Origin of the sequence: Candidatus Avedoeria danica (assembly GCA_016703025.1) — a bacterium.
GTDB lineage: Bacteria > Chloroflexota > Anaerolineae > Epilineales > Epilineaceae > Avedoeria > Avedoeria danica.
In genome coordinates this window covers 123,584-150,425 of record JADJCV010000002.1, presented here as the reverse complement: position 1 = coordinate 150,425, position 26,842 = coordinate 123,584, and the positions used below count along the sequence as shown (strand labels likewise).

General features: G+C 71.5%; 16 protein-coding genes and 1 pseudogene. 4 read left to right on the top strand and 13 right to left on the bottom strand.

The features are described from left to right. Positions 1-32: 32 nt before the first annotated feature. On the top strand, positions 33-3,806 hold the full coding sequence (locus tag IPG72_01715) for a glycosyltransferase family 39 protein (GenBank protein MBK6767754.1): 3,774 nt from the start codon (positions 33-35) through the stop codon (positions 3,804-3,806). Between the two features lie 149 nt (positions 3,807-3,955). Continuing rightward, on the top strand, positions 3,956-5,620 hold the full coding sequence (locus IPG72_01710) for a phospholipid carrier-dependent glycosyltransferase (GenBank protein MBK6767753.1): 1,665 nt from the start codon (positions 3,956-3,958) through the stop codon (positions 5,618-5,620). Positions 5,621-5,657: 37 nt separating this feature from the next. Here IPG72_01710 and IPG72_01705 read toward each other — a convergent pair whose 3' ends face one another. After that, positions 5,658-5,831 carry a hypothetical protein gene (locus IPG72_01705; protein MBK6767752.1) on the bottom strand — a complete coding sequence of 58 codons (174 nt, stop codon included), beginning with the start codon at positions 5,829-5,831 and terminating at the stop codon, positions 5,658-5,660. Between the two features lie 51 nt (positions 5,832-5,882). Next, positions 5,883-6,287, bottom strand: a complete 405-nt coding sequence (locus IPG72_01700) for a rhodanese-like domain-containing protein (protein ID MBK6767751.1) — start codon at positions 6,285-6,287, stop codon at positions 5,883-5,885. 179 nt (positions 6,288-6,466) lie between these two features. Here IPG72_01700 and IPG72_01695 point away from each other — a divergent pair, with 179 nt between their 5' ends. Further along, positions 6,467-10,147: a VCBS repeat-containing protein gene (locus IPG72_01695; protein ID MBK6767750.1), complete on the top strand. Its 3,681-nt coding sequence runs from the start codon at positions 6,467-6,469 to the stop codon at positions 10,145-10,147. A gap of 6 nt (positions 10,148-10,153) precedes the next feature. Here the strand turns inward: IPG72_01695 and IPG72_01690 are convergent, their stop codons facing one another. The 11 genes and pseudogenes from IPG72_01690 to IPG72_01640 form a co-directional block, all read right to left on the bottom strand. After that, positions 10,154-11,959 (bottom strand): phospholipid carrier-dependent glycosyltransferase, encoded by a 1,806-nt coding sequence (locus IPG72_01690; GenBank protein ID MBK6767749.1) that lies wholly within the window; start codon positions 11,957-11,959, stop codon positions 10,154-10,156. 8 nt (positions 11,960-11,967) lie between these two features. Continuing rightward, positions 11,968-13,062: a flippase-like domain-containing protein gene (locus tag IPG72_01685; GenBank protein MBK6767748.1), complete on the bottom strand. Its 1,095-nt coding sequence runs from the start codon at positions 13,060-13,062 to the stop codon at positions 11,968-11,970. Between the two features lie 112 nt (positions 13,063-13,174). Continuing rightward, complete coding sequence (locus IPG72_01680; protein ID MBK6767747.1) at positions 13,175-15,493, bottom strand: glycosyltransferase family 4 protein; 2,319 nt, start codon at positions 15,491-15,493, stop codon at positions 13,175-13,177. A 19-nt stretch (positions 15,494-15,512) separates the two neighbouring features. After that, positions 15,513-16,655, bottom strand: coding sequence for a glycosyltransferase family 2 protein (locus tag IPG72_01675; GenBank protein ID MBK6767746.1), 1,143 nt, complete (start codon positions 16,653-16,655; stop codon positions 15,513-15,515). Between the two features lie 39 nt (positions 16,656-16,694). Continuing rightward, a complete protein-coding gene (locus IPG72_01670; GenBank protein ID MBK6767745.1) occupies positions 16,695-17,726 on the bottom strand; it encodes a polyprenyl synthetase family protein in 1,032 nt (343 codons plus the stop codon). 37 nt (positions 17,727-17,763) lie between these two features. Beyond that, the gene (locus IPG72_01665) at positions 17,764-18,759 is read right to left on the bottom strand and encodes a TatD family hydrolase (protein ID MBK6767744.1); all 996 of its coding nucleotides are present in this window, start codon (positions 18,757-18,759) and stop codon (positions 17,764-17,766) included. Further along, positions 18,756-20,209 (bottom strand): annotated as a pseudogene (locus IPG72_01660) (phosphoglucomutase/phosphomannomutase family protein). Before IPG72_01660 ends, IPG72_01665 begins: the two are co-directional and overlap by 4 nt. Further along, positions 20,206-21,189, bottom strand: a complete 984-nt coding sequence (gmd, locus tag IPG72_01655) for a GDP-mannose 4,6-dehydratase (GenBank protein MBK6767743.1) — start codon at positions 21,187-21,189, stop codon at positions 20,206-20,208. The pseudogene IPG72_01660 and the gene gmd overlap by 4 nt, the downstream one beginning before the upstream one ends. A gap of 95 nt (positions 21,190-21,284) precedes the next feature. After that, a complete protein-coding gene (locus IPG72_01650; protein ID MBK6767742.1) occupies positions 21,285-22,304 on the bottom strand; it encodes a GDP-mannose 4,6-dehydratase in 1,020 nt (339 codons plus the stop codon). Between the two features lie 298 nt (positions 22,305-22,602). Continuing rightward, positions 22,603-23,535 carry a VWA domain-containing protein gene (locus IPG72_01645; protein MBK6767741.1) on the bottom strand — a complete coding sequence of 311 codons (933 nt, stop codon included), beginning with the start codon at positions 23,533-23,535 and terminating at the stop codon, positions 22,603-22,605. 1,181 nt (positions 23,536-24,716) lie between these two features. Next, a complete protein-coding gene (locus IPG72_01640; protein MBK6767740.1) occupies positions 24,717-25,319 on the bottom strand; it encodes a hypothetical protein in 603 nt (200 codons plus the stop codon). A gap of 821 nt (positions 25,320-26,140) precedes the next feature. On the opposite strand from IPG72_01640, the gene IPG72_01635 reads away from it, so the two are divergent. After that, positions 26,141-26,740 (top strand): isoprenylcysteine carboxylmethyltransferase family protein, encoded by a 600-nt coding sequence (locus IPG72_01635; protein ID MBK6767739.1) that lies wholly within the window; start codon positions 26,141-26,143, stop codon positions 26,738-26,740. Positions 26,741-26,842: the final 102 nt, after the last annotated feature.

Genomic DNA, 26,842 nt, shown 5'->3' with positions numbered 1-26,842 from the left:
GACGTGGTCGACTCGCCGCCCGAGAACTCGCCATGACCCCCACCGACCCCCGCCTCCCCACCGCCCTCCGCCGCGCCACCGCCTTCTTCGCCCTCACCATCGCCCTTGCCGCCGCCGCCGTCCGCCTCCCCAAGCTCGACGTCTTCCTGACGCCGGACGAGACCCGCTGGGCCTGCCGCAGCACGAACTTCTACCACGCCCTGGCCACCGGCGACCTCGCGTCGACCTACCAGAAGGAGCACCCGGGCGTCGTCACGATGTGGCTCGGCGGCCTCGGGCAGCCGATCGACGACGACGCCGACTGGCGGATCGCGTGCCGGGACATCAACCCGAGCGACCTCGTCAGCGACGCGCCCCGCCCGGCGCTGGACGAGATCACCGCCCGCCTCTTCCGCGGCCGCCTCCGCATCGCCCTCTTCATCAGCCTGGCGATCGGCCTCATGGTCTGGCTCCTCGGCCGCCTGTTCGACCACCGCGTCGCCCTCGTCGCCGGCCTGATCGTCGCCCTCGACCCGTTCTACGTGGCCCACAGCCGCGTCCTCCACCTCGACGGCGTGACGACGACGCTCATGACGCTGTCGCTCCTCTGGCTCCTGTTGTGGCTCCACCGTGGGCGGCGTAAGCGCGATCTCCTCCTCTCCGGCGTGATGGCCGGCCTCGCCGCCGTGAACAAGTCCCCCGCGCTCTTCATGGCCCCCGTCGCCGGCCTCCTGATCGCCGCCGACGCCCTCGCGGTTCGACGCCCGCGGACGGTGCGCGAAGCGCTCGGCCTGCTCGGCCCGCTGGCGCGCGACGTCGTTGTCCCGGTGGCATTGTGGGGCGCGGCAGCGACCGCCGCCTACGTTGCCGTCTGGCCGGCGATGTGGGTCCACCCGATCGCGTCGTTGCGCGCCGTCCTCGGCGGCGCGGAGAGCTACGCCGACCAGGGACACGAGGGCGGCAACTACTTCTGGGGCCGCCCCGTCGTCGACCCCGGCCCCGCGTTCTACCCGGTGGCGTGGGCGCTGCGGACGACGCCGGTGGCGATGGTGGGGTTGGTGTTGGCAGGGTGGTTCGGCATGAAGCGCCGACACGTGAGGCCAAGTGGTGATCCGGCGGGGGCCAGCGGTCGTTCCGAGGCCCGCGCGGGGGCACGGCATGCCGTGCCCTCGCCCGCCGCCGAACGCCTCCCCGCGGTCCCATCACGCACCGCCCGCCCGGTCCTCCTCGCCCTCGTCGCCTTCGCCCTCCTCTTCGCCCTCATCATGACCGGCGGCGCCAAGAAATTCGACCGCTACCTCCTGCCCATCTTCCCCGCCCTGAACATCGTCGCCGGCTGGGGCATCGCCACCGCCCTGGTCGCCTGGGGCGAGCGCGGCATGCGCCGCAAGCAGGCGGACGATCGGGACGACACCGGCGCGTCGACGGCTTCGACGGCCTCGGAGACCTCGGCGTCGTCGTCGTCGGTGGACGCCACCATGGCCGCCATCCAAGCCGAGGGCGCCATCGCCTTCGGCGCCCTCGTCGTCGCATGGTCGCTCGCCTTCACGCTCTACGCCCACCGCCCGTACTTCCTGGACGCATATAACCCGCTCGTCGGCGGCGCGCGGGCCGGTGAGTTCGCGCTCCTCCTGGGCTGGGGCGAGGGGCTCGACCAGGCGGCGGCCTACCTGAACGCGCAGCCGTCGCCCGAGACGCTGCAGCTGGCCACGCGCTACCGCTCCGTCATCGGCCCCCAGTTCAAGGGCCTGGCGCACGGCATGGACGACATCGACCCGGCCGTGACGGACTACTTCGTGTTCTACCGCAACCAGCTCCAGCGGATCCTCGACCCCGAGCTGATCGGTCGCTACTTCGGCCCCGAAGCCCGCCCCGACCATGCCCCAACGCCCGTCGTGGCGCCCGATCTGACGATGAAGGTGGGCGATCTGATGTACGGCTGGGTCTTCGCGAACCGCAACTGGGAGCCGGCGGCCCACTTCATCGACGACCGCGCCGATCCCAAACGCGACGCGATCCTCGTCCGCGCCGGCTCCGTCTTTGCCCGCGGCTACAGCGGTCCGCTCGTCGTTGTCGAGGTCGATCCGAACGCGACGGACGAGACCGTCGACGCGCTGCTCGAGGCGTCGTTTATCACATACGAGCGCCTCTGGTGGGTCCGTTACATCGATGTCGTCCCGTACCGCGCCCTCCGCCGCGTCGACGATGCGCTGGCCGTGAACGCCTACCGCACCGCCGACAGCGTTTACGACGAGCTGCGCGTGTCGCGCTTCGACCGGGCGCCCGAAGTCCAGACTGATACCGCCGGTCCGTCGGTCGTCGAGCCACTGGCGAGCGGCGGCGCGCCGGCGGGCGTCGACCCGACGGCGGGCGTCAGCGCGACAAGCGGCGTCAGCGCGACGATGCAGATCAGCACGACGGTGGCGTTGACGGAGCCGATCGGCTATTTCGACCGCGATCCGGCGGATCCGGCTGTCGGCGTCGCCCTCGTCGGCATCGACGTGCCGGCGCGCGCGGCCGAACCCGGGCGCGGGCTGCCGATCACGCTGCGCTGGCAACGTCCGGCCGCGGTCGACGCCGACCTCGTGGGCTTCTTTCATCTCGTTCCGGCCGCCGACGTTCGCGTGATCGGCGCGCGTCGGATCGCCCAGGACGATCGGCCGCTGCTCGATGCCGCCGGTCGACCCACGTCGCAATGGCCGCTGAACGAGACCGAATTCGACCGCCGCGTCGTGTCGATCCCGGCCGGCACCGTCCCGGGGCGATACGCGCTGCTCATCGGCGTCTACGACGGCCGCACCACGCGCCGCCTCGACGCCGCGCCCCGCCCAGCCGGCGATCGGACGTCGCTGAAGGACGTGCAACGGCTGACGGACGGTGTCTTCGCCTTCCCGATCGAGGTCGGCCCCGCCACCGTCGCCTTCGACGACTCCGCCCTCGGCCTCACGCACGGCCACATCGACGCCGCGCTCACCGACGACGTTGCGCTCTGGGGCTTCGACGTCGCGCGGCCGGTCGAAGCAGGGAACGCCGCGGCGGTGACCGCCGTCTGGTCCGTCCCGACCGGCGCTTCGACCTCGACGACCGCCACGGTCGGGACCTCCGCCACGCTCCCCGCCTTCGTCCACATCCGCATCACCGACACGCTCGGCGCCAACGTCAGCGACATGACGGCGCCGATCGTCGCGCTGCCCATCGACCGATGGCAGCCCGGCGACCGCCTCCGAGCGGACCACTACGCCCCGATCTACGGCCGCGCGATGGCCGGCGAGGGATTCATCCGCTTCACGCTGCTCGACGCGGACCAGCGACCATTGCGCGGCCGAGGACCGGACGGCTGGGCGTCACTCACCGCACCCTTCACCATCGACGGCCCCCTCCGCTTCTACGACCTGCCGCCCGACGTGCCGTCCGACACCCAGCGCGACGTCACGTTCGGCGACCTCGCCAAGCTCCGCGCCGCCGAGGTCGCCATCACGCGCGTCGACACGGGTGCGCCGGTGACGGTGACGCTGTGGTGGGAGGCGCTGACGCAAGCCGATACCGAACAGCTCTTCTGGATCGGCTTCATGAATGGTGACGGCGACGTCGTCTCTGCACAGGGCTTCGCCCCTGCCGACGGCCGGCGGCGGATCACGTCGTGGATCGGCGGCGAGGTGATCCGGGATCGTCACATCCTCGTCGCCGACGTGCAGGATGCGGGTCGCTACGACATCGTCGTCCGACTGACGGCAACCGACGGGAGCGACGCGCCGGTGACCGCGACGGGCGACGGCGCGACGGGCAGCGACGGGTGGGTGAAGGTCGGAAGGGTGACGGTGCGGTGAGCGGGGCGCCTGAGGCCCTCTCCCCTCGGCCTAAGGCCCTCACCCCCCAACCCCCTCCCCCAAGTCTGGGGGAGGGGGAGGATCACGGATTGGGGGAGGAGGGACAAAAGGATCCGCCTCGAATTGTCGCGATCGCCTCCCCAGAACCCATGGTCCCTTCCTCCCGCCAAGCATCCTCCCCCTCCCCCAGACTTGGGGGAGGGGGTCGGGGGGAGAGGGCCTTAGGCCGGCGGGAGTGGGGCTTCATCCGCCCCCCCTCCCCCTCCCTCGCCTTCCTCGCCGTCTTCACCCTAGCCCTAGCCCCCCGCCTCCTCGCCCCCGCCCGCTTCGTCACCTGGGACGAGCCGACGTGGGCCGAGCGCTCGACCGCGTTCCTGCATGCGCTCGAGAGCGGCGACCTCGCCCGTACCTTCCAGCGTGAGCACCCGGGCGTCGTCACGATGTGGGCGGGCGCGGCGGCACTGGCGATGAGCGAGCCCGCATCGTCCGCCGTCGACGATCAGGACGCGCCGCTCAACCCGATGCGCGCCGCCCTCGCCCTCCTCACCGCCCTCGCCATCGCCCTCGCCTGGTGGCTCGCCCGCCCGCTCGTCGGCCCGACGACCGCCACCACCGCCGCCGCCATTCTCGCCTTCGACCCCTACCTCCTCGCCCACAGCCGTGTCCTCCACCTCGACGCCGTCGCCGCCTTGCTCGCCCTCGTCGCCGTCCTCTGCCTGGCGCGCTGGGTCGACGTCGCGCCACCCGCGCCCTCGAAGCGCTGGCTCATCGCCACCGGCATCGCGACCGGCCTGGCCGTCGTGGAAAAGTCGCCGATGCTCGTCCTCGGCGCGTTCGTCGCGGCCGTCATCACGGTGCGAATCGTCGTCGACGTCGTGCGCGGGCGGAGTCGGACGCGTGTGGGCGACGGCCTCGTGCGGTGGCTGGACGCCGGCGTCGTCGTCGCCGTTGCGGCCGCGGTCACCTACGTCGCCGTCTGGCCGGCGATGTGGGTCGCGCCCGTCGAAACGTTCCGGCGCATGCTGGCGTACGCGGCCGAAGGCGCGGGGCAGGCGCGCGAGGCCGTGTTCTTGGCCGGGCGGGTCTCGCCCGATCCCGGGATCGGCCTCTACCTGGCCGCGATCCCGTGGCGGATGACGCCGCTGTCGCTCGTCGGCGCGCTCGTCGGCGTCGGCGTCGCGGTGCGCGAGGCGCGGCGGGGGCGGTGGACGGCGTCCGTGCTGCTGGCGTGGGCGGTCGTCTTCGTGCTGGCGATGGGCGCGGGCGCCAAGAAGTTCGAGCGCTACATGCTCCCCAGCCTGCCGGCGCTCGACGTCGTGGCCGCCGTCGGTCTCGTGGCGGTGGTGGACGCGGCGCGGCGGTGGCGGGCGGGGGTGGGGCGGCGACGTGGGGTGGTTGGCGACGTGGGCATCTTGGCTGCGCTCGTCGTCGCGCAGGCCGTGGTCGTCGTCGCCCATCACCCCTATTACCTGGCGTGGTACAACCCGCTCCTCGGCGGCGGGCCGGCGGCGGCGCGGGTGCTGCCCGTCGGGTGGGGCGAGGGCTCGGATCTCGTCGTGGACTGGTTGAACGACCAGCGCACCGGCGATGGGCTGACCGTGGCGACGGCCAGCGACACGATGATCGCGCACCGCTTCTCAGGCCGTATCGTGTCGCCCAAGAAGTGGCGGGAGGCGGACTGGCTCGTCGTCATGATCGACGATCGGCAGATCGGTGAGCCGGAGGAGATCCTGTCGGCGGTCGAGGGGCGACCGCCGACGCACGTCGTCCGGCTGAACGGAATCGACTATGCCTGGATCTGGGCGCGGCCCTGATGATCGGAGGGACGCAACGTGAACAGCGCGGTCCCGATCAGGGCAGCACCGGCGTCGCGGCGCTGCCGGCCGGCACCGTGATCATGAGCGGCGCGCTGCCGTCGTCGGCGGCGCCCGGATCGGCCGCGCCGCCCGCGGCAGGAGGATCGACCGGATGGCCGGCTGACTTCCACGAATTCAACCCATCCCACATGACGACGACGTTCTTCATCCCCTTGTCCACCCACGTTTGCGCCGCACGGACGCTTTCTTGGGCGGACGGTCAGGCACAGTAGACGATGATGTCCTTGTCCGTCGGCAGCTCACCCATGCGGGCCTCGGCCTCGGTGTACGGGATGTTCACCGCGCCCGGAATGTGCTCGTAGGTGAACTCACCGGACGCGCGCGCGTCCACGAAAAGCGCGTCGCCCTGCTCGAATCGCTGGAACGCGTCCGCGATCTCGATCCGCGGCAGGTCGGCGAAAGCCGGGTCGACGGTGGGGGCGCCGTCGATCGGCGCGACGGCGGATGTGGGAAGGGCGGCGGGGTCGGCGGGGGCGTCCACCTGGGCGGTGCTGCCCGGCGCGCCGGACCCGCGACCAACCAGGAGGCCGACGGCCAGCGCCCCGCCGAGCGCGAGGACGGCCACGACGGCATAGAACACGCGACGGTCGATCTTGAAGGTCATGCAGCGTTTCCTTGGCGGTGGGGCGGGCTTGCGAACCGGCATATTAGCACGGGCTGCCGCTTTGGCGGACCGGAACTTCCGGCGTATCGTCGCGGTAGGGTCCGTATCCGTTGTCTCTCATGGCACGTTCTTATCGATGTGCCCCGGGTTACGAATTCGTAATGGAGCTTCCGCCGCCCATGCACCGCCGCCTCACGTCGCTGTGCCGCACCGCCTGCCTCGCCGCCGCCGTCCTCACGGCCGCGGCGTTCGTCGGCGCGTCGGCGGTGTCCGCGCAGGGCGCCCGTCCCTCGTTTACGGACCGCGGCATCCTGCCGCCCGGGCCGATGGGCGGTGTGCCGGTGGGCGGCAAGAGCTTGGCCGTTGCGCTCGGAGACCTCGACGGCGACGGCGACCGGGACGCCGTCATCGCCCGGATTGCGGACTGCCCGCGCTGCAAGGGCTTCAGCCAGGTCTGGCTGAACGACGGCAAGGGCTTCTTCACGGACACCGGCCAGCGCCTGGCGGTGGGCAATGCCTGGGACGTTGCGCTCGGCGACCTCGACGCGGACGGCGACCTCGACGCCTTCTTCAGCATGGGCGGCTTCGACGAGCTGATCCCGGCCTTCGCCGTCGACGGCGACCCCGACCGCTTCGGCGCCGGCGACGAGGTCTGGCTGAACGACGGCCGCGCCCGCTTCGCCGACAGCGGCCAGCGCCTCGGCCACGCGGACGGCCGCGGCGTCGCGCTCGGCGACCTCGACGGCGACGGCGACCTCGACGCGTACGTCGCCAACAACCACGAGACCGGACCCGAGGACCTCGGCGTCGTCGTACGCGACGTGCCCGACATCGACCACCCGTTGCGCGTGAACCGCGGCCAGGCGGACAACGTCTGGGTGAACGTGGGCGGCGGGCGGTTCGCCGACTCCGGTCTCCGGATCGGCGAGCGGCGCGGCAACGCCGTGGCGCTGGGCGATCTCGACGGCGACGGCGACCTGGACGCCTTCACCGCCGAGACCGGCTTGGACAAGCTCTGGCTGAACGACACGCCGCCGCCCGGCCCCGGCCCCGCCGGCCTGCTGTCCGCCCGCCCGATCCAGCTGCGCGACAGCACGCTGCGGATTGGCGAGCGGCACGCGAACGGCGACGGGCCGCACACCGTCGACATCGCGCTCGGCGACCTCGACGGCGACGGCGACCTCGACGTGTTCGAGGCGAACGCCGGCGCCAGCCCGGGCGAGAACCGCGACAAGGTCTGGATCAACGTCAGCGAGCCGGACAACCCGGCGCGTCCGACGCCCGACCTGACGTATTGGCCGCGACAGTCCGGCACCATCGCCTTCCGAGACAGCGGCATCGTCTTCCCTGCCCTCTACAGCTTCGGCGTTCGGTTCGCCGACGTCGACGGCGACCGGGACTTGGACGCCGTCGTCGCCGAATCGGGCGTCTGCGGCGCGCCGAACGTCGTCTACCTGAACGAGAGCCCGGGGAAGGACGTCGTCGTCCTGGTCGATAGCGGGATGCGGCTCGGCAACGCGAACACCTGGGGGCTGGCGGTCGCCGACGTGAACGGCGACGCGATCCCCGACCTCTTCGCCGCCAACTACGGCGCCCCGCCCGACGGCTTCTGCCGCTTCGACGAGGGCGAGGCCGACGAGATCTGGCTGAACGTCAGCGCCACCGTCCGCACCTCGAGCAATCCCTCGCCCGACCTGTTCGAGGACACCGGCCAATCGATCGGCGGCCGGCGGATGGGCGGCGGCAACAGCGAGGGCGTCGCGCTCGGCGACCTCGACGGCGACGGCGACAGCGATGCCGTCGTCGCGAACATCGAGAGCGAGCGGGGCGGGCCGAACGCAGGGGCGGACCTGCAGGTGCTGACGAACGATGGGCGCGGCAACCTCGCGATCGCACAGATCGCCGGGCGCTTCAATGCCAAGGACGTCGTGCTCGGCGACGTGGACGGCGACCGCGACCTCGACGCCGTCGTCGTGAACACCGGCCGGACGGGCGCGGCCGACGCCGTGCTCCTCAACGACGGCCGGGGCACGCTGCGCGACGGCGGCCAGCGGATCGGCAACGACCGCGGCAACGCGGCGGCGCTGGGCGACCTGGACGGCGACGGCGACCTCGACATCTGGTTCGCGAACACCGGCCCCGACACCGTCTGGCGGAACGACGGCCGCGGCACGTTCAGCGACAGCGGCCAGCGGATCGGCGTCGGCACGTCGCCCGACTTCCCGGGCGACCGCGACCGCGCGCCGTTCACGACGGACGTCGCCCTCGGCGACCTCGACGGCGACGGCGACCTCGACGCATTCCTCGCGAACGCCGGCGTCGCCCGAGAAGAGGACAAGGAGTCCGTCTGGCTGAACGACGGCCGCGGCCGCTTCACGGAGCGCCAGCGCTTCGGCGGTGACTTCAGCTTCGGCGTGGCGCTCGGCGACCTCGACGAGGACGGCGACCTTGACGCGTACGTCGCCAACGCCAACCTGCGCGGCGCGGCCGACGCGGTCTACATGAACAACGGCGACGGGACGTTCGACCCCGCCGCCCTTCGTCTCGGCCAGACGAACTCGACCGGCGTCGCCCTGGCCGACTTCGACGGCGACTGCGACCTCGACGCCGTCGTGAGCACGCTCCGCTGGCTGCCCAACCCCGCCCTCGGCCTCGACGCCTGCCCGAGCGAGCGGGGCGATCTGGTCTGGCTCAACGCGACACGGCGCGACGCCTTCCGCCGCCCGCTCGGTCCCGTCGCGTTCGACCCGGCCCCCGTCCGCCTCCTCGCCCCACCGGCGGGCAACCACGACGGCCTGGCGATCGCCGCCGCCGATCTGAACGGCGACCGCTGCCCGGACATCGTCGTCGCCAACGCCGGCGCGTGCGGCGAGCCGGAGAACGTCTTCCTCAACGACTGCATCAACGGCCCGTGCCAGACCGCGACGGCGACGCCGACGAACACCGCCACACCGACGAAGACGGCCACTTCGACCCCGACCGCGACGCCAACGAACACGGCCACGGCCACGAACACCGCCACGAACACGCCGACCGCGACCCCGACGAACACGTCGACCGCCACGCCGACCCAAACGCCGACGGCGACGAACACGTCGACCGCCACGCCCACCCACACCGCCACGTCGACCCCGACCGCGACGAACACGGCCACATCCACGAACACCCCAACGAGCACGCCGACGCCCACGCACACGGCGACGCCCAGCATGACGCCGACGGCGACGAACTCGTCGACGCCCACACACACGGCGACGGCCACGCGCACGGCCACATCGACGCCCACCGCGACGATCACGCCAACCGCCACATCGACGTCGACGCCGACGCGCACGTCGACGCCCACCCGCACACCCACCGCCACGCCCACGGCCACGCCCACGCACACGCCGACCGCGACCCCGACGCACACCCCGACCGCGACGCCCACCCGGACGCCCACCGCCACCGCGACGCACACGCCCAGCGCGACGCCGACCGGCATGGCCGCGCCGTGCGTTTGCCTCGTCATCTACCAGGACTGGCGCGTCACCGACTGCGAGCGCCCGCCGATCCTGGCCACGGCCCAGGCCCAGCTGGCGGCCGTCTTCCAGGACGCCGACGCCGACCCGCCCGGCTTCTACGGCCTGAACGACCTCTCCAACCCGAACGTCCCCGGCAGCCCGAGGTACCCGACGCCCGGTTACGACGACCTGCCGAACCCGCGCCGCGTTTGTCTGGACCTGACGAACCGCGGCATCCGCTACAACAAGCTGTTCAACCCGCCCGTCTGGCGCGCCGGCTGCCTCGTCGGCCCGAACGTCACCCCGCCGCCGGACCCGGTGGCCACGTGCCCGCCGCCGCGGTCGTATCGGCCGTAACGCGCCTCACTTCAACGGGTAGATGGAGATGGCGGGTCCCGGGCGATCGATGCGCCAAAGGTCCATGCACGGACCGTACACCTGATCGAACACGAACGGCGGCGCCGCAACGCCCTCGGCGAACGGCCGGAACATCGCGATCGGCTCCATGCGCCCCTCGACATCCGCATACCACGCCCGCGCCGCCGCATCGTCCTCGCGGTCGAGCAGCCGTCGCTCCGTACTGAACGAGCTCGTCACCAGCCATGCGTCGCGCCGCCCGCCGTCCGTGGCGTCGGCGATCCAGTCATCGAGCGGCCGCTCCGGCAATTCGAGCGTCCCGACGGACTCGACCTCGTACCCCAGCCCGTCCAGCTCCGGCCCCCCGGACTGCAGCACGATCGTCGCCCCCGCCGGCACGTGCTCCACGATCCACGCCCGCGCCAACGCCCGCGTGTCCGTCCGCCCAAGCAACACGTCGTGCCGCACCGCGGCCACGAGCGACGGCGCCCCAACCGCCACCCCTGCCATCGCCACCACCCCCCACGCGTAGGGGCGACGCATGCGTCGCCCGAACCCCGCCCACCCCCCACCGCCCTCGTCTCCCCCATCCCCCGCCCCGCCTCCCCGATCCGTCCCATCCCCCGATCGCCCTTCCCGCCCCCGCCCCAACCACCGCCCCACTACCCCACTCACCCCCACGACCGCATCCGCCGCGCACACGCACAACAACGGCACCGCCGGCAGCATGAACCGCGCGAACATGTTCAACTGGCTCCCCAAATACCCCCACAGCACGATCGGCAGCACGACGACGATCACGTCGTCCGCCCGCCGTCGCCCCAACGCACGTCCGATGCCGACGATCGCCGCGCCGAGCATCGGCCAGCCGAGGCCCCAACCGAGCGACTTCAGGTAGAAGACCCACCCCGGCGCCGGATCGATCTGCAACCCCTTGAACCCCTCCCGCCCCCGCGTCGCCAGGAGCACGACGTCGGCGCGGAACGCGGGCCACTCGAGGACGGCGTACGGCACGGCGGCCAGGAAGACGACGACGAGCGCGAGTGCGGCGGCGGCGACGGGTGGGGAGGCGATCCGGCGCAGACGATGCAGGCCAACGTCGATCCGACCTTCCCGTTCGTTGCGCGTGTCGCCGGAGCCCGCGCCGATCTCGCCCGCCGCCAGCCACGCGATCCCGAGCGGCAGCACCGCCACGAGCGCCGTGTACTTCGTCGCCGCCGCCAGCCCGACGACCACCCCGCCGAGGACGAGGTCGCGACCGCGAGCGCGTGCCGTGATCCCAGCGCGGACGCGCAGGGCGATCGCGACGGCCAACGTCGTCCACAGCGCCGCCGGGACGTCGTTCACGGCATAGTGGCTGTCGCGGGCATGCATGAAGGCCACGGCCAGGAACGCGGCTGCCAGCAACCCGGTCGTCCGATCACGCAGCCGCCGGCCGACGGCGGCAACGACGAGGCACGTGCCGGCGCCGAGGACACCGACGAGGCCGCGCGCGATCACGTGCGCGGTCGTCGGATCGACCGCGACCGCGGCCTGCCACGCGGCGACGCTCGGCCACGCGCCTGCCGCTCGGCCGATGGCGTACCACACGGCATAGACGAGCGCCAGGACGTACTTCAGGAGCGTCGGGTTGTTGAACCGGTCAGGGTTGAGGTCGCCGCCCAGCACCGCCACGGCGGCGTCGACGTACTGGTGCTCGTCGGGGTGGTACGTCGCCGGCAGGCCGAAGCGGTTGCCCCACCAGCGCAGCGCGAGGGCGAGGACGAAGATCGCGCCGAGCAAAAGGGCCGCCCGGCTGTTGCGCCGGGACATCACATCCGTCACACCGCCCCCGCGTCGTCGGCCCCGGGCGGCTCGACCGATTCGGCCGCAACATCCGTCCCAACATCCGTCCCATCGGCCGCCACGACGGCCGCCACGTGGTCGCCGCGCAGCAGGTACAGCACTCCGCCGACGGCCGAGACCAGCAGGTTCACCGCCTGGAACAGGATCGAGACCGCCAGCGCCTGGTCCGCGACCACAGGCGGCGTCAATGCGCCCATGACCACCTGATAGCCCATCTCCCGAACGCCCCACCCGCCGATCGACGGCAGCATGGCCGACAGCGCCACGATCGGCACGACCGCCGTCCACGTGGCCACGGACACGCTGTCGATACCCACGGCTCGTCCGAGCACGGCGTTCGTGCCGACGAGGAGCACGGAGAAGACGACGCCCCAGCCGAGCGCCACCGCCAAGGCTCGCACACCGTACTCGGCGAACGAGCCGACGAAGCGCGCGACGACCGGGCGGTGCACGAGCCAGCCGACAAGCGGCAGCCGCTCGGCGAGCGACCACCACAGGTCGGCGCGCATGAGCAGGCCGAGTCCGACCACGCCCGCCACCCCGATGCAGGCCAGGAAGACGGCCATCGACGTCGTCACGCCGGGCGTGAACGGCAGCGCCACAAGGCCGAACGCCAGGAGGGGCAGCAGGCCGACGGCCCGATCGACGAGGACGGTCGAGACGGCGCGCGCACCCCCCAGCCCGTGCGGCCGGGCATCGCGCGCCAGGAGCGCCGCCTTCACGGCATCGCCACCCACGCCGGTCGGCAGGATCTGGTTGAAGAACGTGCCGACCATGAACAGCTCGGACGCCCGGCTGAGCGTGATCGGGTAGCCGAGCGGCCGCACCAGCGCCTGCCAGCGCCAGCCGCGGACGATCGTCCCGATGCCGGCGTACATGACGGCGGCGGCGACAAGCAGCCACGGATGGTCCGCCGACCGCCGCAGGTTCTCGACGACGTTGCCCACGACGTCTTTGCCGCCCTGCTTGTAGATCAGCGCGAACAGCCCGACGCTGACGGCAACCCGGAACGCAATGCGCAGCGCCTTACGGGTGCGCGAGGGTCGTGGCCGGGCGGTTGGCTGGGGCATCGGCGGAGATTGTACCCAACACCGCCCAGACACCGCCCAGCCGCGCGCCGTCCGCCCGGGCGGACGGCCTCTCGCTCTTCGCCGCCCTCGGCCCGCCGCCGCCGACCCTCCGCTACGGCCCCTCGACGGTCACCGCCCCGATGACCCGTCCCGCCCCCGCCTCGACTGCCCGCCCGGTCGTCGGATCGACGGCGTTCACCGCCACATCGTACGCCCCTGGCTGCACCGCCTCGCCAACCGTGAAGTCATGGCTCACGACGGTGATGTCGGCCTCGAGCCACGTCGCTACCGGGGCGAGGCGGTTCGCCGGCGGGTCGTCGAAGTCGGCGGCGATGCGGCCTGCGCCGTCGACGAGCCGGAACGCGATCCGATAGTCCGGCGCCCCGTCGCGCCCGACCTTCCACGCCGCGCGCACCCGCCCCGCCCGCCCGGCCCGCAGCGGCAGCGGAGCGATGCTCCACCCCACGAGCTCGAGTCCGCCGAGCGTCTCGGGCACGACGACGGGCGGGTAGTCGCCGCCGTCCAGCGATGGGAGGTGCTCCCAGGCGCCGACGGCCCATGCACCCTCGCCCGCGCCGACGATACGGGCGTCGACCGCGCGGCCGTTCGCGTCGAGCCAGGCGCGCACCGGGTCATCGGCGGGCACGGCCGGCGGCATCCCGCCGCTCGTGGGCAGCGCGGACGCCGCGGTCGTCACCGGCCACGCCACCCAGACGCGCGGCGCGGCGAGCGCGGCGGCCAGCCGGTTCGCGGCGGCCGCGGCCGTGCTCGGCAGCGCGTCGACGACGGCGAAGCGCGGGCCGCCGCGCACGGCGGCCGCGGCATCCGCCACGGCCTGCGCGCCGGCACGGCCCTCCGAACCGCGGGCCGAGCGCTCCACGAGGATCAGCGCATCGCCGTCGAGGGCACGTGCGACGACGAAGTCGACGAGCGGCTGCCACGGCGCGGACGGCGTCGGCGTCGGCGCAGCGGGCGGGGCGAGGGCACGCTCCGGCGCGGGCGTCGCGCGCGGGGCCAGCACGAGCGCGGCGAACAGCGCGGCCGCGGCGGCGATCCCGAGGGCGGCGGCAGCGCTCGGCCGCACGCGCGGCGTCGGATCCTCGCGCACGATGCTCATGCCCCGTTCCCGTCCGTGCCCCGACGCATCGGCTTCCAGCGTTCGATGATGTCGTGGTAGCACCGGAGGTGCTCGGCGGCGATCGCATCCCAACCGAAGTGGCCGGCGACGGCCCGCGCACCCCTCGCCGAGGCGCGCGGCCAGCACCGGATCGTCGAGGATGCTGCGGACGGCGGCGACGAGCGCCTCGGTGTCGCCGGGCCGGACGAGGCGCGCCGACACGCCGTCGACGAGCGGGGGGAGGGACCCCGTGGGGCGCGGCTTCCCGGCGTCGGCGACGTCGTCCATGCCGCGCGCGGTCTCGCCGGCGCCATCGCCGACGCCATCGCCGACGCTGTCCTTCGGCCGCGTCGTCACCGTCGGCACGCCGTGCGTCAGGGCCGCCAGCAGGCTGCCGCGGCGATAGGACGCCCCGTCGGCGTAGGGCAGCACGGCGACGTCGGCGGCGTGGAGCCACGCCGAGACGTGCGTCGGTGAGACGTGGCCCGTCCAGACGACGGCGTCGGTGAGGCCGCGGGCGGTCACGTCGGCCTCGAAGCGCGCCAGATAGGCGGCGTTCGTCGGGTCGCTCGCGCCGGTCTTGCCGCCGATCATGACGAGCCGGACATCGCGCCTGCCGCCGCGCAGCGCCTCGACGACGTCGATGAGGTCGCGCCCGCCCTTGCTGGCGTTCAGGAAGCCGAAGTAGACCAGGACCGCAGTGCCGTCGGCAATGCCGTTTGCCTGGCGGAACGTGGCGCGATCGTAGTCCGGCGGCGGGGCGTCCGGGATGTTGCTGCCGATCGGCACGAGCGCCAGCTCCCAGGCGCGGCCCCACTCGGCCAGCACCGCGTGGTCGGCGGCGTTCGTCGCGACGGTGAGGTGGCTGAAGCGGGCCGGCAGCAGGTTCACGAAGCGGCGGAGTCGGCCGGCCTTCGGGAAGAGGTAGGGCACGTTCAGATCGTGGTAGGTCACCGCCGTCTTGACGGTCGTGAACTGCCGCAACCAGCGCGGCACGGTGTTGATCGCCGGGTGCATCCCGAACGCGGCCGTCTGGTACTGGATGTGGACGATGTCGGGCGCGAGCGTTCGAACGGCCCGGTGCAACTGCATGAGCACCGGCCAGCGCCAGCTGGGCACGACGCCGTGTACGGCCACGCCTCCGGCGGAGGACAGCCGGGCGGGCGGCGCGCCGGTCGGTTCCGTGCGGCGGGTCGTGAGGACGTCGACGAACACGCCTTGCGCCGCGAGGGCGTCGGCCAGGCAGCGGGTGTAATCGGCGACACCGCCCTCGTCGGGGGGGTACTCACCGGTGACGAGGCAGACGCGGGTCATACGCGGGTCCTGGCGATGCTCAAATCGACCGGATCACCGCCCAATAGGCCCGCACCCGCCCCGCCCGCAGCGGCCGCTTGTGCCCGATCATCCACTTCAGCGCCTCCAGCAGCAGCTCGACGGCAAACTCGAAGCGCACGCCGAGGCGCACGAGCGCGGCCGCGGTCCGGCCATTGTGCTTGGCGCAGTATCGTAGCCGCGAGCGCTGGAAGTGCACGTGGCGCGCGGCGACGACTTGGTCGCTCGACCGTCCCTCGTGGTGGACGATCTCGGCTTCCGGCTCGTAGCGGATGCGCCAGCCGGCATCGCGCAGGCGACGGCAGAGATCGGCCTCCTCGGAATACAGGAAGAAGCCCTCGTCGAAACCGCCGGCGGCGCGGAGCGCCTCTGTCCGGAACATGAGCGCCGCGCCGTTGAGCCACTCGACGTCTTGGGCGCCGTCACCCGCCACGTCGGCCATGTGGTAGCGGCGGGCCACCGGGTTGTTCGGCCAGTGCCAGGCCAGCGGCGTGCTCTCGCACAGCAGCGTGAGGGGCGTCGGGTCGCGGAAGCGGCTCGGCTGGACGCGGCCGTCCGGGTAGCGCAGGCGCGGGCCGACGGCGGCCAGGGCGGGATCGGCGGCGAGGGCGTCGACGAGGAGGGCAAGGGCGTCGGGGGCAACCTCGGTGTCGGGGTTGAGGATCATCGTATAGGACGCAACACCGTCCGTGTAGGGGCGGCCCTTGTGGCCGCCCTCCGCCGACAACCCCGTCCCCCCACGCTCCGCCGCCAACACCCCCATTGCCCGAAACGCCTGATTGTTCGCCGCCGGGAAGCCGCGGTTGTCGGCGTTGGCGATCACGCGCACGTTCGGGAACGCCTCCCGCACGGCTTCGACCGTCCCGTCGCCCGAGGCGTTGTCGACGAGGACGACATCGACCGTGACTTCGTGGCTGCCGAACACGCTCGAGAGGCAGCGCAGGACGAGGTCGCGGACGTTCCAGCTGACGATCGCGACGGAGAGCCGGACGGAAAGGCGGTTGGAGAGGCGGTTGGAGAAGCGGTCGGAGAGGCGGTCGGAGAGGCGGTCGGAGAGGCGGTTGGAGAGGCGGTTGGCAGAGAACGCGGCCGCTTCGTCGGCCGCGCGAGGCGTCGTTGCGGGCACGCCGGGCGGCTCAGGCACGCCGGGCGTCGCTCCGCCGACGACCGCGACCACCGCCGTTCACACGTCGCGCGCGACGGCGTACGACGCCACGGCGGCCAGATCGTCCCGCGCCGCGCCCGCCGGCAGCGCACCCAGGTGGGCGACGGCCTGCGCGACGGCGTCGCGGGCGGCGTCGTGGGCGCCGGTGATGGCGGCGCGGTCGGCACGCACGGCGTCGACGAGGGCGGCGACGGCGGCGGCGTCCGGTTCATCGCCGCCGGGGGCCGTCAGCCACGGAGCGGCGGTTGGATGGGTCGCCAGGTGCAGCATCGTCGGCAGCGTCACCTGGCCGGACCGCAGGTCGCCGCCGACCGGCTTGCCGAGCCGATCGGGGTCGCCGGTGAAGTCCAGGATGTCGTCCATGATCTGAAACGCCGTGCCGACGTGGCGGCCGTACGCAGCCAGTCCGGCCACCTCGGGTTCGGTCAGCGCGGCCAGCATGGCCGTCGCCTCCGTCGCCGCCTCGAACAGCGACGCCGTCTTGCCGTAGATCCGCGCGGTGTACTCGCCCTCCGTCGGAACGCCGCGCCGGCCGAAGAGCTGGCGCAGCTCGCCGGCCGTGATCGTCTGCAGCGTGCGGGCGAAGATGTGCTGCACGCCGATGTCGTTCGTGTCGGCGGCGAAACGAGCGGCGCGGGCGAAGAGCCAGTCGCCGGCCAGGACGGTGGCGCCGGGGCTCCAGCGGACGTTCAGCGCCGGCAGGCCGCGCCGCAGCAGCGCGCCGTCGACGAGGTCGTCGTGGACGAGCGTGGCGGTGTGGAGCGTCTCGACGGCCGCCGCGAGGCTCGTGACCGCGTCGTCGTCCGCGTGCCCGAGGCGCGCCACCAGGAAGACGAGCGCCGGCCGCAGCCGCTTGCCGCCGCCGGCGAACACGTAGCGCAGCAGCTCGGCCACGAGCGGGTACTCGATCCCGCTGTCGTCGCTGAGCACCGCCTCCAGCCGCGTCAGGTCCCCCCGCACGCCCGCCAGCGGGTCACCCGCCGCCATGCCGGCGTTCGACACGACGTCCGGCAGGCCGCGCTCCATCCGCACGGCCGCGTCGCCGCTCACGGCGCCCGCCTCCGGTCGCCCAGCCCGATCGCCCCTCTCATATCGCCCCCCACCCAAACAGCCGCGCCGCGTTCGCCGACGTCGCCCGCGCGACGGTGGCGACGTCCTCGCCGCGCAGCGCCGCCACGTGCTCGGCGATCAGCCGGACGTACGCCGGCTCGTTGCGCCGCCCGCGGTGCGGGTGCGGCGCCAGGTACGGCGCGTCCGTCTCCAGGACGAGTGCCTCGAGCGGCAGCTCGCGCGCCACGGCGTGCGTCTGCGCGTTGCTCTTGAACGTGACGATCCCGGACAGCGAGATCAGGAAGCCGAGCGCGACGTACCGCATCGCCAAGTCGACATCGCCGGAAAAACAATGCAGCACGCCGAGCGGCCTCACGCCCCCCATCGCATCCCCCACCCCATGCCCCCCCCACGGATCCCCCCCCGCCCACGCGCTCAACACCCCAACCGTATCCGCATCCGCATCCCGACTGTGGATCACCACCGGCATCCCAACCCGCGCCGCCAGCCCGAGCTGCGCCTCGAACGCGGCGCGCTGCACCTCGTGCGACGTCCGGTTCCAGTAGTAGTCCAGGCCGATCTCGCCGATCGCCACGACCCGCGGCGCGCACGCCAGCGACTCGACCGCCGCCAGCATCGCCTCCGTCATCACGCTCCCGTCGATCGGCAGGTCGTTCGGGTCGATGCCGACCGTCGCCCAGATCTCGTGGTGGTGCCGCGCCAGCCGGACGGCGCGGGCGCTCGATTCCAGGTCGGTGCCGATCGTCACGAGCCGCGTCACGCCTGCCCGGCGCGCGCGGCCGAGGATGGCCGTCGTCGGGTCGTCGGCAAAGGCGTCGGCGTCCAGGTGGCAGTGCGTGTCGACGAGGGCAAGGTCGACGGCATCGGACGGCGACCACGCGGTGTCGTCATCCTTCTGCGACGCGCGTCCGCGGTCCACGGACGGCGTCCGGAGGCGCGTCGCGGCGTCGGGGCCGAGGTACAGCCCTCTGTCGAACCCTCCGTCGGACGTCGAGCGGCCGCCCTGCGTCATCCGACCGCCCTGCCCGTGCGGTCCAGGCCGGCCAGCGCCAGGCCGGCGTCCAGCAGCGCCGCCACGCGGTCGCCGTGCGTCGTCTCGACGTACACCCGCATGAGCGGCTCGGTGCCGGAGAACCGGATGAGGAGCCAGCCGTCGTCGGGGAACCAGAACTTGTGCCCGTCCTGCCGGTCGATCCGCGCCACGGGAACGTCGGCCAACGCCGTCGGGGCCGCGGCGGACAGTCGGCCTTGGACGGCCGCGCGCTGCGCCCCGTCGAACACGACGTCCACGCGGTCGTAGAACCACGTCGCGCCGACGGCGTCGTAGAGCGTGGCGACGAGCTCGGACGGGGTCTTGCCGGTCTCGATCATCGCCTCCAAAAGCGCGAGGGCGACGAGCAGGCCGTCGCGCTCGGGCAGGCCGCGGAACGCGAAGCCGCCCGACTCCTCGCCGCCGATCATCGCGTCCGTGGCCAGCATCTTCGGCCCGACGTACTTGAAGCCGACGCCGGTCTCGTGGACCGGCACGCCGTACTTCCGGCCCAGCACGTCGAGCATGGACGTCGTCGAGAGCGTCCGGACGATCGCGCCGCGCTCGCCCTTGATCTCGAGCAGCCACCACGCCAGCAGCCCGAAGACCTGGAGCTGGTTGACGAACGCGCCGTGCTCGTCGATCACGCCGATCCGGTCCGCGTCGCCGTCGTTCGCGATCCCGATGTCGGCGCCGGTGGCGCGGACGTGGCGGGCCAGGGCGTCCGTGTTCGGCGGGATCGGCTCGGGTCGGCCCATCTCCGGGAAGAGCGGGTTCGGCGTGCCGTGGATCGTCAGCAGCTCGGTCCGCGCACCCGGCCCGAGGAGCCAGCGCAGCCAGCCGAGCCCGGCGCCCCACATCGGGTCGTACGCCACGCGCAGGCCGGCGTCGGCGATTCGCTGCGCAGGTCGACGCGGGCCGCGGCGTGCTCGCGGTAGCGCGGCGCGGGGTCGAAGATGCGGATGCGGCCGTCGGCGACGGCGTCTGCGAACGGAACGCGCGAGACGTCGACGCCCGGCGGCGGGATCTCGGCCTCGAGGAGGGCGAGGGCGTCGGGCGACAGGGCCGCGCCGTCCGCGTCGCGGACCTTGAAGCCCAGATCGTGGGCCGGGTTGTGGCTGGCCGTCAGGTTGATCGCCCCGGCCGCGGCCTGCGCGCCGACGCTGAAGCTGATGACGGGCGTCGGTGTCGCATCGGCCGTCAGCCAGACCGGCACGCCGTGCGCCGCCACGGTCTCGGCCGCGGCGATCGCAAAGTCGCGCGCGCCGAAGCGGCGGTCGTGGCCGATGACGATGCCGCGGGCCGCGCCGTCCGCGTTGGCGGCGTAGTAGCGCGCGGCGGCGGCGCTGACGCGGCGGACGTTGGCGAACGTGTAGCCCTCGCCGATCCGGGCGCGCCAGCCGTCCGTGCCGAAGACGATCCGGTCGCTCACGCCGTCACCGCCGCGTTCGCCGCCTTGACGGCAGCCATGTCGGCATCGACCATGCCCGTCACGAGATCCTGGAACGAGACCGTCGGCGCCCAGCCGAGCTTGGCCTTGGCCTTCGACGCATCCCCGATGAGCAGCTCGACCTCGGCCGGGCGCATGAACGCCGGATCCTGGCGGACGCACTGCCGCCAGTCCAGGCCGGCATGGCTGAACGCGATCTCGCAGAACTCCTGAACGGCGTGCGTCTCGCCCGTGGCGATGACGAAGTCGTCGGGTGCGTCCTGTTGGAGCATGAGCCACATCGCCCGGACGTAATCCGGCGCCCAGCCCCAGTCGCGCCGCGCGTCGAGGTTGCCGAGGACGATGTGGTCCTGCAGCCCGTGCTTGATCCGCGCCACGCCGTTCGTGATCTTGCGCGTGACGAATTCGAGGCCGCGCCGCGGACCCTCGTGGTTGAACAGGATGCCGCTGGCGGCGAACAGGTCGTAGCTCTCGCGATAGTTGACGGTGATCCAATGGCCGTAGACCTTGGCCACGCCGTACGGGCTGCGCGGGTAGAACGGCGTCTCCTCGCGCTGCGGCACCTCCTGAACCTTGCCGAACATCTCGCTCGACGACGCCTGGTAGAACCGGATCGACGGGTCGACGATCCGGATCGCATCGAGCAGCCGCGTCACCCCGAGCGCCGTGACCTCGCCGGTCAGCACCGGCTGGTCCCACGACGTCTTCACGAAGCTCTGCGCCGCCAGGTTGTAGACCTCGGCCGGCCGGTGCTCCTGCAGGACCCGGACGAGCGAGTACTGGTCGAGCAGATCGCCCGGCACGAGCGTCAGCCGGTCCTGGATATGGGCGATCCGCTCGAAGTTGACGGTGCTCGTGCGGCGCACCATGCCCACGACGTTGTACCCGAGGTCGAGCAGAAGCTCGGCCAGGTGGGAGCCGTCTTGGCCGGTGATGCCGGTGATCAGCGCTGTGCGGGACATCGTCCCCTCCATCGGTTCGGCGGCCGGGCCGCTGCTGAAGGCGCGATGATCGCGCCTGGAATCAGGTCGATCTCGGCCCGTAGGATCCGTCTTCGTCAAGCTGTCGTCGGCGGCACCGCACCCGCCGCGATGCGCGCCCGCCAGTCGGCCAGAATGTCGTCGAGCGTCGTCTCGAACGGAATGGACGGTGCCCATCCGATTTGGTCGTGGGCCCGCCGCGCGTCGCACCGCGTCTCGGGCACATCGGACGGCCGCAGGCGCGCCGGATCCACTTCGACGTTCACGGCCACGCGGGCCCGCGCGACGAAGTGATCGACGATCTCATGCACCGCACGGCTGCGCCCGCTGCCCAGGTTATACACCACACCGGCCGGCCCACGCTCCGCCGCCAGCCGATAGCCCCGAACGATGTCGCGCACGTCACTGAAGTCACGGCGCGCCGACAGATCGCCCACCTTGAGCGGACCGCCCGAAACGCCCGCCTCGATCTCCGCCACCTGACGCGCAAACGACGCCGCCACGAACCGATCGTCCTGCCCCGGTCCGATGTGCGTGAACGGCCGCAGCCGAACGACGTCGACCGCACCCGCCTCCGGCCAGCGCGCGGCGAACTCCCCGGCCATCAGGTCCTGCGCCGCCTTGCTCGTGGCGTACGGGTTGCGCGGCGCGAGCGGCGCCGACTCGGCGGTGCCGGGGCCATCGACGCTCGCCGCACCATACACCTCGTTCGTGCTGGCGACGACGATCCGCGGCCCCAGGCCGCTCGGCCCGCCCGGCGCCGGCCGCGTCCGCTGCTCGCGCGCCGCCTGCAGTATGTTCAGCTGCATCCGGACGTTCGTCTCGAACGTGCCCCACGGGTCGCGCCAGCTGTCGGGCACGAAGCTCTGCGCCGCCAGATGGAAGACGATGTCGGGCCGGAGCGCTTCGAACAGCTCGGCGACGGCCGCCGGATCCCGCAGGTCGACCGCCACGGGCTCGACGGGCTGATCGACCGGCGGCGGCGCCGCATCGGCCCGCCACGTCGTGCCCCACAGCCGCCACGGCGTCATTGCCGCCAGCTCCGCGGCGAGGTGGCGGCCGACGAAGCCGCCGTATCCGGTGATGAGGACGCGCACGCTTCCGTTCCGCCTGCTCTCCGGCCGTTCGTCCCGGCCACCCGCCCACGCGATCCCATGACTCGGTCCGCGTCGCGGTGCTGCGTCGATCACGGCCGAAGGCCGAAGGTCCATTTTAGGAGCGCGGCACCTCGACACGCAAGGCCGTTGTAGGGGCGACGCATGCGTCGCCCATGACGTGCGGCCCATCGTCGCCGTCTGCCCAAGCCAAATGCCCCCATCCCGCAACCAGATCGCCACCGCCATCACCACCGCCATCGCCACCGCGACTTCCCGGCCCGAGCGCCCCCGCGACGGCCTACGGCCCGGTGCCACCGCCCGGCCAGTACCGCCCCGCGCAAGGCAGCGCCACAGCGATCGCGCGATAGACGTCCGCGAGTTGTTCCGCATCGGGCGCCAGGAACACGTGCGCCGGCGACGACGCCATCGCCCGCAGCGCCTCGAGGTCGAGGTCCGCGCCGACGCCCACCGTGTACACCGTGATCCCGGCCGCCTTCGCCGCCGCCGCGTTCGCCACGGCCACGTCCGCGGGCACGGGGTTCGCGCGGCCGTCCGTCAGCACGACCATGACGGGCGTGTGCGACGGGCGGTGGCGGGCGCTGCCGAACTCGTCGGCGGCGGCCTGCACGCCGAGGTCGATCCGCGTCTGCTGCGCCACGGCGATGCGCATCAGCGCACCGTCGAGATCCGCGCGCACGCTCGTGAGCGTCTGGAGCGTCGTGACGTCCGCGTTGAACGCGATGAGCGCGGCCTGGTCGCCCTTGTCCAGCCGCAGCTGGTCCAGCAGGATGCGGGCGGCTTCCGTTGCGGCCTCGAGCTTCGTCCGGCCGGCGGCGGTGGGCTCGAGCATGGACGTGCTGGCGTCCAGGACGAGGGCGATGTCGAGGCGTTGCTCGTCGGGGCGGCAGCGTTCGCGGAGGGCGAGGGGGAGGTAGAGGGGGCGGGGGGGTGGGGAGGCGGTGGGCGTGGGGGACGGTGGGGGGAGGATGGTGGCGGTCGGGGAAGGGATCGAGGTGGGCGGGTTGGAGGGAGACGCGGTGGGGACAGCGGTGTTCGTCGCTGGTGACGTCGCGGTAGGGCTTGGCGTGGGGGACGGCGTGGAGGTGGGGGGGCGGAGGCGGTTGGAGGTCAGGATGTCGTTGGCAAGGTTGCGATTCCCGTCGGAAAGTGGGCACGCCGTCAAGAAGCGCTCGGCCGTCAACAGACCCCCTTCCTCCGTAACACTGAGCACCTGGAATTCCGCACGGCCCATATCCGTGGCCGCGATGAGGTGCGTTCCGTCGCCGGACCACGCGATCGAGGCCAAAGGACCGAACGGTTCCGCAGCGCCACGATTCGGAATGACGGGACGAGCGATTCTCAGTTGGCTCAGCTCCGTAAGTGTGCCTGGTGGATCGAAGCGGTAAACCACCACCTGCACATCCTCGTGTACGGCCAACAGTCCATGGTTCGACTCGGCATGGTTGAACGCGACACCGCCGACCATCGCGGCGGGAAGGTCTATGGTCGTCGCCGTGCGATCCTTCAGATTGAACGCCGTTACGCCACGACCATGCCATCGATTGGCGATCATCGTGCGACCATCTGGAGAGAGCGATGCGTGGAAGTACTCGGCGGGGGCACGGCCCGGAGGGAAGCCGGACACGGTCGGTAACGGCCCTTCGATAGGCGCCGCAACGTCGATCATGAGCGACGTGTCAATCGTCCTCACGCTGCCCGCCACGGTCAGAATATGAGCCAGGGAACCCGTATCGTCGAAGAGTATCTCGGCCGCGGGTGAGTCCAGCACAAATACACCATGACTGGGGCCGATTCGATTGCCTGACACTTCAGAGAGGAGATACGTTTCGACGGATGCCGGGCCGGGTCGGGCAATATAGTTGGGAAAGTGAGGCGTGGTCGTGACCAGCAAAGTGTCGTCGTCGGGACCTATCGCGATGCCGCCGTTCAAATGGAAGTTGGCTCCGAGTATTGCAGCTTCAGATCTCCAGTCTGTTCGATCCAAATCGTCTCTACGGAGTAGATAGAGAAATGAATCAGTGCCTACTATGTTGGAATTGACAGCAAGAACGGTCTCAAAGTCAGACGTTGCTGCGAGCCTGCCGGGGGAGATGCGTGGAGCACCCCGAAACAGAGGTGATGGATTTCGAAGATCAAAGATCGAGATCGCATCGCAACCATCCGGACCGAAAGCTACATCTTCGGTCACAACGACAAGCTGTGAATCGTCGACACCCTCCGCCATCAATGGCGCGGATGGCATTATGGAGATACACATCGCGATGATGGCAGTTCCTGCAATCGTCGTATGATCGAAACGTTTCACTTACATTGTCCTACCGCGTGCTGCTCGGGCGGCGGCCCACTCCAAGAGACGAGCGAAGCGTGCCTGCCGCCCGAGTCGGCACGGAGCTACTGGTAGTCCAGATTAATCGCCACGCCGTTGTTGCTGCAGAGGGTGCTCTGATCCCAGCCAACCTTCACGTCCGTGTCAAAGTACGTGTCGGTCACTGGCGACACAACGTCACTGCAATCCGGTCCGCTGGTCACCCATCGCAGACCATTTCCCAGGCTGCCGCTGGAAATTGTGTAGTCCACGGCGTCCGGATCGACGCCGCCGCCAATGGTTACGGTGGTTCCGACCAGCCACTCTTTCACGTCGTTGCTGTCGCAGCCGCCGAGTGTGGCGCATGCCACGGGAGATCCGCTGAAGAATCCGTCATCGCACTCGCTGCAATTCCATGCGTACGCTGGCGGATCGCTCGGCGTCAGCGTCATGAACCCGTAGTCCTCGTCGTTCGGGAAGCCGTTTTCCTCGATCGTGATCTTGACCACGATCGAGTTGTTGATCACCTGATCGAGATTCATTCCGCCAGCTGGAACACTGCTCGTGATTCGGAGATGGCTACGGTTGTTTACTTGAGCAGCGGCGGGCGTCGCCGCTCTGTGAAAGGCACTCAGAACGGCCACGACGGTGAACGTAAACAGGAGCGAGAACACTTGGTAGCGCTTCACTTGACAACACCTCCATGGGGGGTCGGTCCGCGGGAAAGCGAACCGGGCCTGGGTGAAGGCGACCCCAGCGAGGCATGGAGGTGCAGCAGCAAGCGGCCCGGATTGACGGGAACGGGCCCGTGTGCCAACATGTGAACCAGTCTGCCTTGCGCTGCAAGCTCACCAGGGCAGCCGGCTGGCCGATCGTTACCGCGGTCGGTCAGCCATCCTCAGTTTCAGTTCAGGACATGTAGTTTTCAGTTCAGGACATGTAGTTCGAACCGAGCTTCGTTCGTCTGGCATCGGCACTCCTGTCGCTCTGAAAACACCACTGAGCCGTGCCAAGGTATCACAATTGGTGATGCCTGTCAAGCGCTTTCTGAACACCCCGCAACGATTGCTCTGCAAACGCGCGACGTGCTCTCTGTAATCTCTGTCGATCGACTCTTGACTCTTCAATTGAGAAATTCTGCAACTTTGCCGGTCAGGCGCACCTCATCATCACTGTGTCGCCAGTCGCCAGAGCGGCACGCAACGCCCGTTCCGCCCCGCACACGGCAGCGCCCAAGCGCCACGCATCGGGCACGCAGCGCTCGCGGTGGACGCGTAGTGCGCCCGCGGTGCCACGACGTCGGACACCGGATTCAGACGCCCCGTTCCCCACCCAAGCATGGCAGCCCCACGTCGCCCCCGCACCCCGCACCCCCCCCCCCAGCCCTCGACCCCCGCCCCGTGCCGCTTGACTCCGCCTCCCCCGCACGCCATACTTGCCCGCGATTTAGGCTCGCCTAAATTAACTGCGTCCGCCTCACCCGGTCCACATCGCCTCAAGGAGCCCCGTCATGGAATCGAACCCCGCCCCCCTCGTCCACATCGCCTTCGTCCTCCAGTTCCTCGCCTTCGCCGCCATCCGCTTCTACTGGTTCGCAAAGACCGCCCCGTCCCGCACGGGCGCCCGCCTGCTCGAACCGCAGTGGGCGATGTGGCTCCGCCTCGCCCTCGGCCTGCCGATGCTGGCCCTCATCGCCGCGTACTTCGTGCGCCCCGGCATCCTCGCCTTCGCCGACGTGCCGATGCCGACCGCGGCCCGCGCAACCGGCGTCGCGCTCGGCATCGGCGGCCTCGCCTTGTTGTGGTGGGTCCAGCGCACGCTCGGCGATAACTTCCACTCCGTCCTGCACGTCCGCGAGGGCCACACGCTGGTGACCGACGGACCGTACCGATACGTGCGCCATCCGATGTACACCACGTTCTACATCATCGCCGCCGCGTACTTCCTCATGACCGGCAACCTCGTCATCGCCGCCCTCTGGACCGTCCCGCTCACGTCCATCCTCCTCGTGCGCACCCGGCGCGAGGAGGCGACGATGCGCGCCGAGTTCGGCAGCGCGTACGCGGACTACGCGGCACGGACGGGGCGGTTCGTCCCGCGGTTCGGCTGACGGGCGTCGGTGTGGCGACGTAGCCACGTAGCGCCGTTGCGACGTGGCGCAGGCCGGCGTGGTCGAACAGACACCGCCCGCGCCGACCGGCTCAGGCCCGTG

Excerpts from the sequence above, each read along its gene's own strand:
- IPG72_01715 (MBK6767754.1), top strand. The coding sequence starts at position 33 with ATGACCCCCACCGACCCCCGCCTCCCCACCGCCCTCCGCCGCGCCACC.
- IPG72_01710 (MBK6767753.1), top strand. The coding sequence starts at position 3,956 with ATGGTCCCTTCCTCCCGCCAAGCATCCTCCCCCTCCCCCAGACTTGGG.
- IPG72_01705 (MBK6767752.1), bottom strand. The coding sequence starts at position 5,831 with ATGAAGAACGTCGTCGTCATGTGGGATGGGTTGAATTCGTGGAAGTCA.
- IPG72_01700 (MBK6767751.1), bottom strand. The coding sequence starts at position 6,287 with ATGACCTTCAAGATCGACCGTCGCGTGTTCTATGCCGTCGTGGCCGTC.
- IPG72_01695 (MBK6767750.1), top strand. The coding sequence starts at position 6,467 with ATGCACCGCCGCCTCACGTCGCTGTGCCGCACCGCCTGCCTCGCCGCC.
- IPG72_01690 (MBK6767749.1), bottom strand. The coding sequence starts at position 11,959 with ATGTCCCGGCGCAACAGCCGGGCGGCCCTTTTGCTCGGCGCGATCTTC.
- IPG72_01685 (MBK6767748.1), bottom strand. The coding sequence starts at position 13,062 with ATGCCCCAGCCAACCGCCCGGCCACGACCCTCGCGCACCCGTAAGGCG.
- IPG72_01680 (MBK6767747.1), bottom strand. The coding sequence starts at position 15,493 with ATGACCCGCGTCTGCCTCGTCACCGGTGAGTACCCCCCCGACGAGGGC.
- IPG72_01665 (MBK6767744.1), bottom strand. The coding sequence starts at position 18,759 with ATGACGCAGGGCGGCCGCTCGACGTCCGACGGAGGGTTCGACAGAGGG.
- gmd (MBK6767743.1), bottom strand. The coding sequence starts at position 21,189 with ATGTCCCGCACAGCGCTGATCACCGGCATCACCGGCCAAGACGGCTCC.
- IPG72_01635 (MBK6767739.1), top strand. The coding sequence starts at position 26,141 with ATGGAATCGAACCCCGCCCCCCTCGTCCACATCGCCTTCGTCCTCCAG.